This window comes from Amycolatopsis aidingensis (assembly GCF_018885265.1).
GTDB lineage: Bacteria > Actinomycetota > Actinomycetes > Mycobacteriales > Pseudonocardiaceae > Amycolatopsis > Amycolatopsis aidingensis.
The window spans coordinates 2249883-2264920 of the sequence record NZ_CP076538.1 but is presented as its reverse complement, the minus strand read 5'-3'; the positions used below and the strand labels follow the sequence as shown (position 1 = coordinate 2264920).

Below are 15038 nucleotides of genomic sequence, written 5' to 3'. Positions count from 1 at the left end.
GCTCGCTCACGGGGCCATTGTCACTGACCCGGGGCACACCCGTCACGACGACCCACCCCTGTACCGGTGTCCAGCCAATGAGAAGCTGGCCACCGCGCCCGGCCGACGTGGCAGCATCGGAGTCGTGTTCGAGTTCGCCACCGGATCGCCCCGCCCCTGCCCGGCGTGGGCCCTGTGGCGCGACCGCGCGGTCGACCTGCTGCTGGTCGCGTCGTGCGGGTGTACCGGCCGCTGATCCGCCGTACACCCGGTGTCTTAGCCAATAGTCGGGCTATTCAGGTCCGCGACCTGCCTCACCAGTGCTGTGTCCCGCAACGACCGCTCGCACAGGCCTGGCGGCCTGCGGTCGCCGGGTCGTTCTGAATAGCCCTCCAGATCCCGACGCACCCATGGAGCATCCCGATGACCCAGTCGATCGCCCCTGCCGAAATTCACCCCCGGATCACCGACCCGCTACTTCCCAGCCTCCTGTCCCAGAACAGTCCATTGTGGACTCCGAGGCAACTGAACGAACTGACCAGCACGGTCACCACCGAGCTGACAACGGCGTTGCGCGGCCTGCTCCGGTTCGACGCCGACCAGCGCTGGTGGGCCCGGCTCGCCCTGACCGACGGCGTGGAGCTGTGGCTGCTGTCCTGGCTGCCCGGCCAGCAGACCAGGCCACACGACCACGGTGGTGCCGCGGGCTCGTTCACCGTGCTACAGGGCGAACTGACCGAGGAGTACCGCTACCCCGGCGGGCCGGTCCGGCAGCGCGTGCACACCGCGGGGGACGGACTCGGCTTCGGCGCGGGCAGGGCACACCGGGTGGGCAACGCGAGTGCCGCGCCCGCGGCCAGCGTGCACGCCTACTCCCCGCCGCTGGTCCCGACCAGGGAGTACTCGACCCTGGCCGAGGTTCCGGCCGAGACACCGCCGCTGCCGGTGATCGTCCCGTGACCGCGCGCATCGAAGCCGCACTCGCCGCCGCTAGGTCCACTGTGGAGCGGGTAGGCCCGCCGGAGGCGGCACGCCTGCGGGCCGACGGCGCGCTGCTGGTGGACATCCGCCCGGCAAGCTACCGGGCCGCCGAGGGGGAGATACCGGGCGCCGTGCCGGTCGAGCGGATCCACCTGGAATGGCGGCTGGACCCCTCCTGCGCGCACCGGTTGCCGGGAGTCCACCCCGGCCGCACGGTGGTGGTGCTCTGCAACGAGGGCTACGCCTCCAGCCTCGCCGCCGCCGAGGTCAGACGGCTCGGCCTGACCGGGGTACGGGACCTGGTCGGCGGGTACCGCGCCTGGCTGGCCGCCGGCCTGCCGACGACCGGTTCGCAGGCGAACTCAGGCCAGCACCACCTTGCCGAGCTCGGCGGGGCTGGCCAGCAGCGAGTGCTTGGGTAGCACCCGCACGGTGTAGCCGAGGGAGCCCGCGCGGGGCAGCCGCACCGCGGCGGCGAAGGCGCCGATGCCGTCGGGCTCCATCGGCACCACCACCGGGTCGAGCAGGTCATCGGTGTCGCCCACCCTGCCCAGCAGCGCCTGTACCTCCACATCGGACGGATCGAGCCCTGCCAGGTCCACCCTGGCGCGTACCCGGACCTCCTTGCCGACCACCAGGGTCTCCGGCGACTCGACAAGGAACTCGGTGTCGAAGATCCGCACCTGGTTCCAGGCCAGGTCGAGCCGGTTGCGGTACGCGGCGAGGGAACGGGCTCCGGCACCGGACTCCTCGAGCGCGGCGGTCACCGCGGTGGCGGCAGGCCGGTAGTAGGACTGCACGTACTCCCGCACCATCCTGGAGGCCTGCACCCGTGGCCCGAGGGTGTCAAGGGTGTGCCGGACCATGGACATCCAGCCCCGCGGCACCCCGTCGCCGTCCCGGTCGTAGAACAGCGGCGCCACCTGCTGCCCGAGCAGGTCGTAGAGCGCGGCCGCCTCCAGTTCGTCGCGGCGCAGCGGATCACGCACCCCGTCCGCGGTGGGGATGGCCCAGCCGTTGCTGCCGTCGTAGTACTCGTCCCACCAACCGTCCCGGATGGACAGATTCAGCCCGCCGTTGAGCGCGGCCTTCATCCCGGAGGTGCCGCAGGCCTCCAGCGGCCGGGTGGGGTTGTTCAGCCAGATGTCGCAGCCACGGTAGAGGTAACGGGCCAGTGCCATGTCGTAGTCCGGGAGGAACACGATGCGGTGGCGCACCGCGGGATCGTCCACGAACCGGATGATCTGCTGGATGAGCTGCTTGCCGCCCTCGTCGGCGGGATGGGACTTGCCCGCGACCACGATCTGGATCGGATGCTGCTCATCCAGCAGCAGCGCGCGCAGCCGCTCGGGATCGCGCAGCATCAGGGTGAGCCGCTTGTAGGTCGGCACCCGGCGCGCGAAGCCGACGGTCAGCACGTCCGGGTCGAAGATCGCGTTGGTCCAACCGAGCTCCAGCGCCGAGGCGCCCCGCTGCAGCCAGGATGCGCGTGCCCGGCGCCGCACCTCGGCCACCAGCTTCCCGCGCAGGTCCCGCCGCAGGTCCCACAGCTGCTGGTCGCCGACCTCGGGCCGGGCACTCGGCTCGCCCCCGTCGTGCCCCCACTCCTCGTCGCTGCCGCCGAGCAGCGCGCTCATCTCCCTTGCCACCCAGGTGGGACCGTGCACGCCGTTGGTGACCGCGGAGATCGGCACCTCCGGCTCGTCGAAACCCGGCCACAGCCGGGCGAACATCCGCCGGGACACCCTCCCGTGCAGCGCGGACACCCCGTTGGCACGCTGGGCCAGCCGCAGGCCCATATGCGCCATGTTGAACATGCCGGGGTTGTCCTCGGCGCCCAGCGCGAGGACACGGCGCACGTCGATGTCCGGCAGCAGCCTGCCGTCGCCGAAGTAGCGCTGCACCAGGTCCACCGGGAACCGGTCGATACCCGCGGCCACCGGGGTGTGCGTGGTGAACACCATGCCCGCCCGCACCCCGGCCATCGCCTCCTCGAACTCCAGCCCGTCCGCGGCCAGGATCTCCCTGGCCCGCTCCAGCCCGAGGAAACCGGCGTGCCCCTCGTTCATGTGGAACACCTCGGGCTGCGGGTGCCCGGTCAGCTCGCAGTAGCGGCGCACCGCGCGCAACCCGCCGATCCCGGCCAGGATCTCCTGGCGGATCCGGTGGTCGGCATCGCCGCCGTAGAGCCGGTCGGTGACCCGGCGCAGGTCCTCGTCATTGGCCTCCACATCGGTGTCCAGCAGCAGCAGCGGGATCCGGCCGACTCGTGCCTTCCACACCTGGGCCCACAGCTGGCGCCCACCGGGCATCGCCACGCACACCTGCATCGGCTCCCCGTCGGGTTCGGTGACCAGGTCCAGCGGCAGCCCGCTGGGGTCGATCACCGGGTAGTGCTCGACCTGCCAGCCGTCCAGGGACAGCGTCTGGCGGAAGTAGCCGGCCCGGTACAGCGGGCCGACCCCGACCAGCGGTGCGCCGAGGTCGGATGCGGCCTTGAGATGGTCCGCGGCCAGCACCCCGAGTCCGCCTGAGTAGTTGGGCAGGGCTTCGGTGACGCCGAACTCCATGGAGAAGTACGCCACGGCCTCCGGCAGCCTGCCTGCCGCGGCCTCGCGCTGGTACCAGCGTGGCTCGGTGAGGTAGCGCTCCAGGTCCGCGGTCGCGGCCTGGGCCCTGGCCAGGAAGTCCTCGTCCTCGGCGAGCTCCTCCAGTCGCGCAGGCGGTACCGAGGTCAGCACCCGCAGCGGGTCCTTCACCTGCCGGAACAGCTCGCCGTCGATGGAGGCGAACAGGTCCCGGGTCGGCGGATGCCAGGTCCAGCGCAGGTTGGTCGCCAGTGCACTCAGGCCGGTCAGTCGCTCGGGCAGGCTGGCGTGCACGGTGAACCGGCGGACTGCTCTCATGCTCTGCGACGATAGCTCGCCGGGCAACCGATCGCGGTCGGCCCCGCACCGAGCGTTCCACATCCCCTGCCCCGGCCTCGGGCCGATACAGCAGAATGAGGTGGTGCGCACCCGGCCGAAGCTGATGCTGGTGTCCCTGCTCGCGCTCGCTGCGCTGCTCGCCTCCGGGTGCGCCGAACGGGTACCCGGCGCGGCGCACCAGAGCACCACCCTGGTGGTCGAGCACGTGCAGCGCGGCACGACCTCCCTGGTGCCTGCCGATTTCGTGCAGGGCAGTGACGGCGGCGAGATCGACACCCTGGCCGCGACGGTGCTCACCGAGGTCCGGGCCTACTGGCAGCGGGAGTACCCCGCCGTGTTCGGCGAGCCATGGCACGAGCTGGAGGGCGGCTTCGTCTCGGTGGACACCGCCGACGAGAGCACCCCGCCGCCGCCCTGCACCCAGTCCGCGCCCGATGTCGAGGGCAATGCCTACTACTGCCCCGCGGAGGACGTGATCGTGTGGGACCGCGCGGCGCTGCTGCCGGTGCTCACCGAGCGGTACGGTGCGGGCGCGGTGATGCTGGTGCTGGCGCACGAGGTCGGGCACGCCGTGCAGGCCAGGTCCGGGGTGACCGGCAGGTCCGGGCGCGCCGACCCCCGGCTGTACCCGACGATCGTGCTGGAGTCGATGGCCGACTGCTACGCGGGAGCGTTCCTGCGCTGGGTGGTCGATGGCAGCTCCGGGCATCTGAGACTCGCCGAGGACGAGCTGGACGCGGCGCTGCGCGCGTTGATCACCTTCCGGGACCCGGTCGGCACCGACGACAGCGAGCAGGGGGCACACGGCGATGCCTTCGACCGGGTGTCGGCCTTCCAGGACGGATACCAGGCGGGCGCGGGCCCGTGTTCCCGGATCACCGCGGAGAACCGCACCTTCACCCAGCGCGCGTTCACCAGTGCCGGCGACCTGGAACGCGGCGGGAACCTGCCGCTGGAGGATCTGCTGGCCGCGATGACCGACGACCTGGACGCGTACTTCACCGGCATCGTCACCACCGCGGGCACCGAATGGTCACCCCCGGAGATCGGCAAGGTGCCGGAGGAACCACGTTGCACCCCCGGCGGGCAGGGCGGGGTCGCCTACTGCCCGGAGGCGAAGGCGGTACGGGTGCGCACCGAGGGAATGCTCGGCGAGGTGCACGCCGGGATCGGCGACTACGCCGCGGGAATGCTGCTGGCCAGCCGGTACGCACTGGGCGCATGGCAGGCGGCGGGCAACCCGCTCACCGGCAGGGAGGCCCAGCGCGGCGCGCTGTGCCTGGCCGGCGCCTACACCGGGTCCCTGCTGCGGCCGGAGCGCGACTTCACCGTCTCCCCCGGCGACCTCGGCGAGGCGGTGCAGCTGCTGCTCATCTACGACTACCCGGCCAGGGACGTGAACGGCGGCTCGCTGGCGACCGGGTTCGACCGGATCAGCGCGTTCCGGGCCGGGGTGACCGCGGGCGCGGGCGGTTGCGGCTTCGGTTGAGCCGATCGGCGTACGGCGATGCTCCTCGGTTAGTAGGGTGCCGGTGATTCGGTGTGCGGATGGTCCGGCCGGACCAATGGACAGGAAACGAGCGAGCATGAGTTTGGCAGCACGGCGGCGTTCGACGCTGGCCGCGTTCCTCGCCGTGACGGCCCTCGGCGCCGGCACGGCCTGCGACGGGGGAAGCACGGAAGGGCAGGCGCAGACGCCTGGTGATGTGGCCGGGCTGCCGGTCACGCACTTCGAGAGCGGGCTGAAGGCGGACGCACCGCAACCGGACCTCGATGTCCGCAACGCCACCGACAGCGAGGAGGACCGGATCGCCATCGCCTCGATCGCCGACGTGAGCGACTACTGGGCGCAGCAGCTTCCGGAGCACTTCCAGCAGGAGTTCGAGCCGGTGCGGGAGCTGCTGTCCTACGACCCGGCAGGCGAGGACTTCGAGGTCTGCGGCGCGTCCACCTCAGCCGCCGCGATGAACGCGTTCTACTGCCCGCCGGAGGACCTGGTCGGTTGGGACCGCGCCAAGCTGCTACCACTGCTGCGGGAACGGTTCGGCCCGATGGCGATCGTGACCGTGCTCGGCCACGAGTTCGGCCACGCCGTGCAGCACCGGCTCGGGGACAAGGCGGGGATCGACAACTCGACCAAGACGATCGTGAAGGAGCAGCAGGCGGACTGCTTCACCGGCAGCTACTTCCGCTGGATGGCCGAGGGCAGGAGCAAGTACTTCGAGGTCTCCACCTCCGAGGGCCTGAACCAGGTGCTCGCCTCGCTGTTCTTCATCCGGGACGAGCCGGGCCAGTCGGCGCGTTCCCGCGGCGCGCACGGCACGGCGTTCGACCGCACCTACGCCTTCCAGCTCGGCTTCGAGCAGGGCGCCGCGAAGTGCGCCGGGATCGACCAGGCGAGCGTGGACGCGCGGGTCACCGAGCAGCCGTTCCATCCCGAGGACAAGGAGAAGGGGGACAGCAGCCTGGACCAGGAGCTGATCGGCATCCTGCAGGAGAGCCTGGACAAGGCCTTCGAGGGCGCCGGGGTGCAGGGCCCGGAGATCGTGGACGAGGGTGGCTCCTGCCCGAACGGCCCGAGCACGCCACCCGCCTCGTACTGCCCGGACAGCAACACCGTGAACATCGACCTGGCCACGCTCAGGGAGCTCGCGCAGCCGGTGGACCGCAGGGCGGAGTTCAAGGGCGAGGAGACGACCGGGATGGGCGACTTCGCCGCACTCGCCGAGATCGCCTCGCGCTACACGCAGGGCATCCAGCAGGGGGTCGGCGCCGCGCTGGAGGGCTCCAGCGCGGGGCTGCGGACCTCCTGCCTTGTCGGGGCCTGGGCCGGGGCGACGAACCGGGAGGGCGCCACGCTGCGGCTGTCCTCCGGCGACCTGGACGAGGCGATCGCCGAGCTGCTCCAGCCGCGCAGCCTGATCGCCGCCGACCTGCAAGGCAACCAGGTGGCCAACGGATTCGAGCGCGTCGAATCCCTGCGAGTCGGCTACCTCCAGGGCTCCGACCCCTGCTCCCAGTACGCCTGACCCGCTCTGCTGTGAGTGGCCCGTTCCCTGCCGTTTTGGGTGGTGGTGGGAGACGGGTGGGAGGGCCACTCACAGCATTACCGGAAGGGTGGTTAGAAGAGGGCGGAGGCGAGGTCGCGGCGGGCCTTGAGGACGCGCTCGTCCTCGGCGTCGAACAGCTCGAACAGGCTGACGAGGTGCTCCCGGACCCGGTTGCGGTCCTCCCCCGCGGTGCGCCGGACCGTGCCGATCAGCCGGGCGAAGGCCGCGTCGATCTGGTTCTGCGCCACCTCGAAGTCGGCGGCGGCCAGCTGGGCGGTCACGTCCTTCGGGTCGGCGTCGGCACGCTCGACGGCCGTGGGGTCGACCTCACTGGCGCGCCGCATGAACCGCACCTGCGCCAGCGCCGCCTTCGCCTGCTCGTTGGCCGGCTCGGCGTCGAGAATGCGCTGGTAGGCCTCCTCCGCGGCGGTGAAGTCGCCGCGGTCCAGTGCGGCCTCGGCCTCGGTGAACCGCGGGTCCTCCTGCTGCTCGGCCTCGGCGCCCTCCTGCGGGGCCGGGCCGCCGCCGGGCAGCTTGTCCTTCAGTGCGTCCAGCAGCGAGTCCAGCCACTGCCGGATCTTCGGCTCGGGCAGCGCGCCGGAGAAGGCGTCCACCGGCTGCCCACCGGCGATCGCCACGACCGTGGGAATGGACTGCACGCCGAACAGCTGCGAGACCCGCGGATTGGCATCGACGTCGATCTTGGCGAGCACCCAGGTGCCGCCCGCCTCGGTGGCCAGCTTCTCCAGCACCGGGCTGAGCTGCTTGCACGGCCCGCACCAGTCCGCCCAGAGGTCGACCACGACCAGCTGCTGCATCGAACGCTCGACGACCTCGGACTGGAACGTGGTCTCGGTGACGTCGATGACCGCGGGGCCACCCGCCGGCGGCCCGCCCTGCGCGGCGTTCCCTCCGGAACTCGGCCGCTGCCGCGTCGCGTCCGCGCGCGCCTTGAGCCCGGACAGGTCGACCGCACCGGAGAGCGCGGCCGAGGTGGCTGCTGACTTGCCTGCTGATCCGCGTGGGTGTGTCACGACTCCATCCTGGCATGGGACGGCTGATGCTTCACCGCTGGTCGCCCCTGCTCGCTCAGGGCGCACAGACCCCAGCGCTCACTCGCGATGGTGCCTCAGTCACCGGTAGCAGTCCACCCTCACCCGAGCGGGTCAACCATGGCCGCCGAACACGCCCAGGTGGTCGAACGCATGTTCTACTAAGGATGATCAGCTGATCCGGCAGGGGGAACCAGATATCCAGCAACAGGAGGCGGGAGTTGGCGTACAAGATCACCCATCGGACGACCGGAAAGGAACTGCGTTTCCCCAACCGGACCGCGGCCGAGTCCTATATCGAGCGGCATGGCGGCGGGCTCGGCAACTGGGACATCACCACCGCCCCCGGCAGGGATCCCGCGTGGGGCCTGCCCGCCGCGATGCTGCCCGGCGGCGCACCGAAACCGCGCAGTAGCCGCCGCACACACGGCTGAGGGCGCGGGCTAGGCACGCGGGACCTCGGCGCGCGGGTTTACTCGGCCAGACGACGTTCCACGCGGTCCACCTTGGCCTCGAGCTGGTCGTCGTAACCGGGCCGGATATCGGCCTTGAGGACGAGGCCGACGCGCGCCGAGCCCTCCCCCGCGGCCGCGACGGCCCGCTTGATCACATCCATCACCTCGTCCCACTCGCCCTCGATGTTGGTGAACATCGCGTTGGTCGAGTTGGGCAGTCCGGACTCGCGCACGACCCGCACCGCGCGGGCCACCGCCTCACTGACCCCGCCATCGGTCTGCTGACCGGACGGGCTGACGCTGAATGCGACGATCATCTGCTGCTCCTCGCTGTGGCAGGGGTTGCTCGGTTTTCGCGCACCACCCTGCCCCAGCACACGGATATCCGCTGGTAATTTCGACAGCCATGAACCGTCCGCTGCCCTTCGACCCGATCGCCCGCGCCGCCCAGCTGTGGGACGAGCGCATCGGCCCCGCCGAAACCATGGCCGCGGTGACCGGGATCATGCGGGTCCAGCAGATCATCCAATCCGCCGTGGACAACGCACTGAAGCCGCACGGACTCACCTTCGCCCGATACGAGGCGCTGGTGCTGCTCACCTTCGCCCGCAGGTCCAGCCTGCCGATGCGGGTGATGGGTGAACGACTGCAGCTGCATCCGACCAGCGTGACCAACATCGTCGATCGGCTGGAGAAGGACGGACTGGTCAAGCGCATGCCGCACCCGACGGACCGCAGGACCACCCTGGTCGAGATCACCGAGGACGGCCGGAGCAGGCGCGAGGCGGCAACGGCCGCGGTGACCGAGATCGACTTCGGGATGCGCGGCCTCACCTCCCGGCAGACGGCTCAGCTCACCGACCTGCTGACCAGGATCCGCAAGGCCACGGGCGACTTCACCGAGTAGGCCCGGTCCGCGCTCCGAAGCAGACGTCCGGACCGGACGTCCGGATCAGGCGCGGACGGGCTCGGTCAGGTCGGTGACGAACAGGCCGGTGCCGCCCCGCAGGTGACGCCGCGGGCCGTCCAGCTTGCCGGACCGCAGCGCCCACTTCTCGAAAGCCCAGGTGAACAGCGGCGGGATGCTGGCGAGCAGCGCCAGCAGCAGGATGCGCGGGCGCCAGCCGAGCGGCCGGAACACCGCGAGGGTGACCAGTACATAGAGGACGAACATCACGCCGTGCACCATGCCGAGCACCGGAACGCCACCCTCGCCGAGCTCCACCACGTACTTCAGGAACATCCCGACGAGCAGGCCAGCCCAGGAGAACGCCTCGGCCACGGCGACGACACGGAACACGACAGCGGCCTTACCGGACACGCTTCCTCCTCGTACTCACGCACAAAAACGCCCGACAACGGACGGGCGCCACTCCCGTCTACGTCAACCACGCTGTCGGACGCTGCGATACCAGTGTGCTGCGTGATCGCGCTCACCGGAACACCGGGGTGCCCATGATCACCCCGTTCCCGGTGGCTGCCCACCCGGACCGCTGAACAGAACGCGAGTGTTGACAACCTTGTCGGCCGAAGCTTCGCGAGCGACCGGGAACGTAACGAAACGGACGCGATTCTCGGCCGGACTCCCAGGCAAGCATTGACATCACCGGAACGCTGGTGTGCAATCTCCGCCACTATGACAACGTTGTCTAGGAATGACCGCTCCGGCGCGCAGAAGCCGCAGAAGTCGATGAGCCGCCGGGCGACGATGAGCGATGTGGCCAGGCTGGCCGGGGTCAGCATCAAGACGGTGTCCCGGGTGGTCAACGACGAGCCCGCGGTGCACCCGGACACCGCGGAGCGGGTCATCGCGGCCATCGAGCAGCTCGGGTTCCGGCGCAACCTTGGTGCCCGCAACCTGCGCCGGGGCTCCACCACCGGCACGGTGGGGCTGATCGTCGAGGATGTGGGCAACCCCTTCTACTCCGAGCTGAACCGGGCCGTGGAACGCACCGCCGCCGCGTTCGGCAGGCAGGTGCTCACCGGGTCCTCCGACGAGAACCGCGACCGCGAGCGGGAGCTGGCGCTGGAGTTCTGCTCGCGCAGGGTGGACGGCATGCTGATCGTCCCCGCCGGGATGCAGCACGGCTACCTGGTGCCGGAGATGCGCGCGGGGACCCCGGTCGTGTTCATCGACCGGCCCGCTGGCGACATCGTCGCCGACACCGTGCTGGTGGACAACCTCGGCGGCACCGTGGAGGCGGTCACCCATCTCGCCTCCTTCGGCCACCGCCGGATCGCCTTCCTCGCCGACAGCCCGAACATCTTCACCGCGAGTGAGCGCCTGCGCGGTTTCCGGGAGGGCTGCGCGCGCGCCGGGATCCCGTTCGACGAGCGGCTGGTGATCATGCGCACGCCCACCGAGCAGAACGTCGGCGAGGCGGTGCACCGCCTGCTCGAGGGTCCGGACGCCGCCACCGCGGTGGTGGCAGGCAACAACCGGGCCACCGTGCACCTGCTGCGCGCACTCGCACACACCGGGGGCCCGCGCCCCGCGGTGGTCGGTTTCGACGACTTCGAACTCGCCGACCTGCTCGACCCGCCGGTCACGGTGATCGCGCACGACGTCAGCGCACTCGGCGAGTCGGCGGCCGAGCTGCTGTTCGCCCGCCTGCAAGGAGATCAGTCCACCCCGAGAAAGGTAGTCCTGCCCGTGCGTCTGGTAGCCCGCGGTTCCGGCGAGGTGCGGCCGAGTGCGTAGTTCCCTTGAACCGGTTGCCCTTCCGGCGAACCAGCCGCCGCAGTTCTATCGGGGCGGCGAGTCGATCGCCGCGCTGCGCGCCGCGGACGGCGACCCTGGTGCCTTCGGGCCGGAGGACTGGGTCGCTTCCACCACCACCCTGTTCGGCCAGGAGACGGCGGGACTGAGCCTGCTGCCCGACGGCCGCTGGCTGCGCGACGCCGTCCGCGCCGACCCGCGGGGCTGGCTGGGGGCCGAACACGCCGCCGCCTTCGCGGGCTCCACGGCACTGCTGGTGAAACTGCTGGACGCAGGACAACGGCTGCCGGTGCACTTCCACCCGTCGGACGCCTTCGCCCGGCGGCATTTCGACTCGCATTTCGGCAAGGCCGAGGCCTGGATCGTGATCGGAACCTCCGGTGGGGACCCGCGGGTGCACGCCGGGTTCCGGCGGTCGCACAGTGCCGCGGAGATCGAGGACTGGGTGCGCACCCAGGACGCGCCCGCCATGCTCGGCGCGCTGAACAGCGTGCCGGTCCGGCCGGGCGACACGGTGTACGTCCCTGCGGGGCTGCCGCACGCCATCGGTGCCGGGGTGTTCGTGGTGGAGCTGCAGCAGCCGACCGACTTCTCCCTCACCCTGGAGTGGCGGGACTTCCTCGCCAGCCCGGAGAAGGGACACCTCGGGCTAGGGTTCGCCACCGCGATCGAGGCGCTGGACACCTCGGCCTGGGACGAGCAGCGGCTGGACACGCTGATCCGGCACACCGATGCCGCACAGGAGCCCACGGTGAACCTGCTGGCGGACGGGGCTTCCCGCTACTTCCGGGCCGAGCAGCTCCGGCCGCGCGGCGCGCTCGCCCTCGACCCCTCGTTCGCGGTGCTGGTGGTGCTGGAAGGAAACGGGGTGCTGCGTACCGAGAACGGGGGCAAGCACGAGCTGGCGAAGGGCGACACCCTGGTCGTTCCGCACGGTGCCGGACAGACCGAGGTGGAGGGTGACCTGACGGTGATCCGCTGCCGCCCACCCGCACCGGGTAAGGAGAAAACCGATGCCTGACAACGGCTTGCTGGAGGCCAGGGACCTGGTCAAGACCTACGGTTCCGTCGAGGCCCTGCGCGGCGCCTCGTTCCAGGCCAGACCCGGTGAGGTGACCGCGCTGATCGGGGACAACGGCGCCGGTAAGTCCACATTGGTCAAATGTCTCTCCGGCGCGGAGCAACCGGACTCCGGCAGCATCCTGCTGGACGGTGCCGAGATCGAACTGGACTCGCCGACGGCGGCTCGTGGCCTCGGCATCGAGACGGTCTACCAGGACCTGGCGGTGGCCCCGGAGCTTGATCCCGCTGCGAACCTCTTCCTCGGCAGGGAGCTGTATCGCAAGGGGCTACTCGGCAGGCTCGGCATGCTGGACAAGGCGGAGATGCGCAGGCGGGCCGTGCAGGAGTTCGCCCGGCTGGGCGTGACCCTGCAGAACACCGATGTGCCGATCGGCTCGCTGTCCGGTGGGCAGCGGCAGAGCGTGGCGGTGGCCCGCTCGGTGGTGTGGGCCAGCAAGGTGGTGTTCATGGACGAGCCCACCGCGGCGCTGGGCGTGCTCCAGCGGGAACGAGTGCTGGACGTGGTCCGCAGGGTGCGGGACGAGGGGATCGCGGTGGTGCTGATCAGCCACAACATGCCCGAGGTGCTCTCGGTCGCGGACCGGGTCGAGGTGCTGCGCCTCGGCGCGCGGGTGGCGCGGTTCACCGCGAAGGACACCAAGCTCGAGGATCTCGTCGCCGCCATGACCGGCGCGCTCACGCAGGAGGAAGCAGCGTGACCAGCACGAAGGATGTCCCGCCCACAGTGGACGAGTTCCCCGGTATCGGCAAACGCTCGCTGCGCACCAGGCTGCTGTCCAGCAACACGTTCTGGATCTTCCTGGTGCTGCTCGCCCTGCTGGTGGTGTTCAGCCTGCTCCGGCCGGACGTCTTCCCCACCTTCCAGAACGCGCAGCTGCTGCTGATCGAGACCTCGGTACTGCTGGTGCTCGCGGTGGGGATGACGTTCGTGATCACCACGGCCGGCATCGACCTCTCGGTCGGCTCGGTGCTGATCTTCTCCGGGATGGTCGCCGCCAAGACCATGGAGTGGCTGAGCCCCGGCGGTGACGCCACCGAGGCGGGCTGGGGCGTGATCAGTGCCGGGCTGGCCACCGGTGTGCTGGCCGGTGCGGCCTGGGGTCTGCTCAACGGCTTCCTGGTGGCGATAGCCGGGATCCCGCCGCTGATCGTCACCCTGGGCACGATGGGGGCCGCGCTAGGTGCGGCGAACCTGCTCAACGGCGGCTCGGACATCAACACGGTGCCAAGGGAGCTGAACCAGACGCTGGGCTACGGCACCTCGCTGGGGGTGGTGCCGAACATCGTGCTGGTCGCGGTGATCATCACGGTGGCCGGTGCCTGGCTGCTGCACACCACCCGCTACGGCCGCTACACCTACGCGATCGGCTCCAACCGCGAGGCTGCCCGCCGTTCCGGGATCGGGGTCACCCGGCACCTGCTCACGGTCTACCTGCTGACCGGGTTCCTCGCCGGGATCGCCGGGTTCATGTCCCTTGCCTACTACGCCTCCACCACCATCGCCGCGCACACGCTGGACAACCTGGACGCGATCTCCGCCGTGGTGCTCGGCGGCACCAGCCTGTTCGGCGGGGTCGGCTCGATGATCGGCACGGTGATCGGGGTGTTCATCCCGGCCGTGCTGACCAAGGGTTTCAACATCGTCGGGGTGCAGGACTTCTGGCAGCAGATCGCGCTCGGCGCGGTGTTGATCGCCGCGGTCTGGTTCGACCAGCAGCGCAGGCGGGCCCGCAACAGCCGGTGAGATTTTTCCGGGGGATGACAACGATGTCTACGGAACAAATGAGGTCACTATGAAGAAGTCATCGCTCACCAGGACCGGGGCCCTGCTGGCCACGGCGGCACTGCTGGCGGGCTGCGGCGGCCAGGTCGGGGACACCGGTGGGGACGCGGAGCAGACCGACAACAAGAACCTGGTGCTGGTCACCGGAACGCAGAACGAGCCGTTCTACATCTCGCTGCGCTGCGGCGCGGAGGCCGCGGCCGAGCAGGCGGGCTACGAGCTGACCACCCAGGAGCCAGCCAAGTTCGACGCGACGCTGCAGACCGAGAAGGTCAACGCGCTGATCGGCGACCCGCCGGGCGCGCTGATCATCGCGCCGACCGACGAGAACGCGATGAAGGCGCCGATCCAGCAGGTGAAGAGCAAGGGCTCGAAGATCGTCGAGGTGGACACCGCGCTGGCCGACGAGTCGGTGGCCGCCTCCTCGATCTCCTCGGACAACACCGAGGGCGGCAGGCTCGCCGCGCGCACCCTGGCCGAGCTGGTCGGCGAGGAGTCCGGCTCGGTGCTGGTGCTGGACACCATCGCGGGCACCTCAACCACGAACGAGCGGGCGGCGGGTTTCGAGGAGGAGCTGAAGAACCACCCGAACCTGACGTCCATCGGCGTCCAGTTCACCGACAACGAGCCCGCTGAGGCGGCCGGTGAGGTGACCGCGGCGATCTCGGCGCATCCGGACCTGATCGGCATCTTCGCCACCAACCTGAACACCGGCGAGGGGGCCGCCACCGGCCTGCGCAACGCGGGCAAGATCGGCGAGGTCAACCTGGTCGGCTTCGACGCCAGCCCGTCCGAGGTGGACGGCCTGCGCAAGGGCGAGTTCCAGGCGCTGATCGCGCAGGACCCGGCCGCGATCGGCAGGCAGGGCGTCGAGCAGGCGGTGGCCGCGATCGAGGGCAAGCCGGTGGAACGCAAGATCACCGCCGACCTGCACGCGCTGACCCAGGAGAACATGGCGGCCAACGAGGAGTACTTCTACAAGCAGCAGTGCTGAGTGCGGCGGGGTCGT

15 protein-coding genes are annotated in these 15038 nt (G+C 70.4%); 11 read left to right on the top strand and 4 right to left on the bottom strand.

Translation table 11 applies throughout. The features are described from left to right. Positions 1-402: 402 nt before the first annotated feature. Both KOI47_RS10710 and KOI47_RS10705 read left to right on the top strand, forming a co-directional pair. Positions 403-939: a cysteine dioxygenase gene (locus KOI47_RS10710; protein WP_216215823.1), complete on the top strand. Its 537-nt coding sequence runs from the start codon at positions 403-405 to the stop codon at positions 937-939. After that, positions 936-1382: a rhodanese-like domain-containing protein gene (locus tag KOI47_RS10705; RefSeq protein ID WP_216215822.1), complete on the top strand. Its 447-nt coding sequence runs from the start codon at positions 936-938 to the stop codon at positions 1380-1382. The genes KOI47_RS10710 and KOI47_RS10705 overlap by 4 nt, the downstream gene beginning before the upstream one ends. Here KOI47_RS10705 and glgP read toward each other — a convergent pair. Beyond that, positions 1323-3866 carry an alpha-glucan family phosphorylase gene (glgP, locus tag KOI47_RS10700; protein WP_216215821.1) on the bottom strand — a complete coding sequence of 848 codons (2544 nt, stop codon included), beginning with the start codon at positions 3864-3866 and terminating at the stop codon, positions 1323-1325. The two genes, KOI47_RS10705 and glgP, sit on opposite strands and share 60 nt — an antisense overlap. A 103-nt stretch (positions 3867-3969) precedes the next feature. On the opposite strand from glgP, the gene KOI47_RS10695 reads away from it, so the two are divergent. Then, positions 3970-5376 (top strand): neutral zinc metallopeptidase, encoded by a 1407-nt coding sequence (locus KOI47_RS10695; protein WP_232376675.1) that lies wholly within the window; start codon positions 3970-3972, stop codon positions 5374-5376. Positions 5377-5473: 97 nt separating this feature from the next. Continuing rightward, on the top strand, positions 5474-6916 hold the full coding sequence (locus tag KOI47_RS10690) for a neutral zinc metallopeptidase (RefSeq protein WP_216215819.1): 1443 nt from the start codon (positions 5474-5476) through the stop codon (positions 6914-6916). A 92-nt stretch (positions 6917-7008) separates the two neighbouring features. Here the strand turns inward: KOI47_RS10690 and KOI47_RS10685 are convergent, their stop codons facing one another. Next, positions 7009-7971, bottom strand: a complete 963-nt coding sequence (locus tag KOI47_RS10685; RefSeq protein ID WP_216215818.1) for a tetratricopeptide repeat protein — start codon at positions 7969-7971, stop codon at positions 7009-7011. Between the two features lie 239 nt (positions 7972-8210). On the opposite strand from KOI47_RS10685, the gene KOI47_RS10680 reads away from it, so the two are divergent. Next, positions 8211-8423, top strand: a complete 213-nt coding sequence (locus KOI47_RS10680; RefSeq protein WP_216215817.1) for a hypothetical protein — start codon at positions 8211-8213, stop codon at positions 8421-8423. Between the two features lie 38 nt (positions 8424-8461). Here KOI47_RS10680 and KOI47_RS10675 read toward each other — a convergent pair whose 3' ends face one another. Then, on the bottom strand, positions 8462-8761 hold the full coding sequence (locus tag KOI47_RS10675; RefSeq protein WP_216215816.1) for a thiamine-binding protein: 300 nt from the start codon (positions 8759-8761) through the stop codon (positions 8462-8464). 89 nt (positions 8762-8850) lie between these two features. On the opposite strand from KOI47_RS10675, the gene KOI47_RS10670 reads away from it, so the two are divergent. Next, the gene (locus KOI47_RS10670) at positions 8851-9351 is read left to right on the top strand and encodes a MarR family winged helix-turn-helix transcriptional regulator (RefSeq protein WP_216215815.1); all 501 of its coding nucleotides are present in this window, start codon (positions 8851-8853) and stop codon (positions 9349-9351) included. Between the two features lie 45 nt (positions 9352-9396). On the opposite strand, the gene KOI47_RS10665 is transcribed toward KOI47_RS10670, so the two are convergent. Next, complete coding sequence (locus KOI47_RS10665; protein WP_216215814.1) at positions 9397-9765, bottom strand: DUF3817 domain-containing protein; 369 nt, start codon at positions 9763-9765, stop codon at positions 9397-9399. A gap of 387 nt (positions 9766-10152) precedes the next feature. Here KOI47_RS10665 and KOI47_RS10660 point away from each other — a divergent pair, with 387 nt between their 5' ends. The 5 genes from KOI47_RS10660 to KOI47_RS10640 are packed head-to-tail and all read left to right on the top strand — an operon-like array spanning position 10153 to position 15023. Further along, on the top strand, positions 10153-11145 hold the full coding sequence (locus tag KOI47_RS10660; RefSeq protein WP_216217231.1) for a LacI family DNA-binding transcriptional regulator: 993 nt from the start codon (positions 10153-10155) through the stop codon (positions 11143-11145). After that, a complete protein-coding gene (locus KOI47_RS10655; RefSeq protein ID WP_216215813.1) occupies positions 11138-12184 on the top strand; it encodes a class I mannose-6-phosphate isomerase in 1047 nt (348 codons plus the stop codon). Before KOI47_RS10660 ends, KOI47_RS10655 begins: the two co-directional genes overlap by 8 nt. After that, positions 12177-12944 (top strand): ATP-binding cassette domain-containing protein, encoded by a 768-nt coding sequence (locus KOI47_RS10650; protein WP_216215812.1) that lies wholly within the window; start codon positions 12177-12179, stop codon positions 12942-12944. Before KOI47_RS10655 ends, KOI47_RS10650 begins: the two co-directional genes overlap by 8 nt. Beyond that, entirely contained in the window at positions 12941-13990 is a 1050-nt protein-coding gene (locus KOI47_RS10645) for an ABC transporter permease (protein WP_216215811.1), read from the top strand. The genes KOI47_RS10650 and KOI47_RS10645 overlap by 4 nt, the downstream gene beginning before the upstream one ends. A 49-nt stretch (positions 13991-14039) precedes the next feature. Then, a complete protein-coding gene (locus tag KOI47_RS10640) occupies positions 14040-15023 on the top strand; it encodes an ABC transporter substrate-binding protein (protein ID WP_216215810.1) in 984 nt (327 codons plus the stop codon). The last annotated feature ends 15 nt before the right edge of the window (positions 15024-15038 follow it).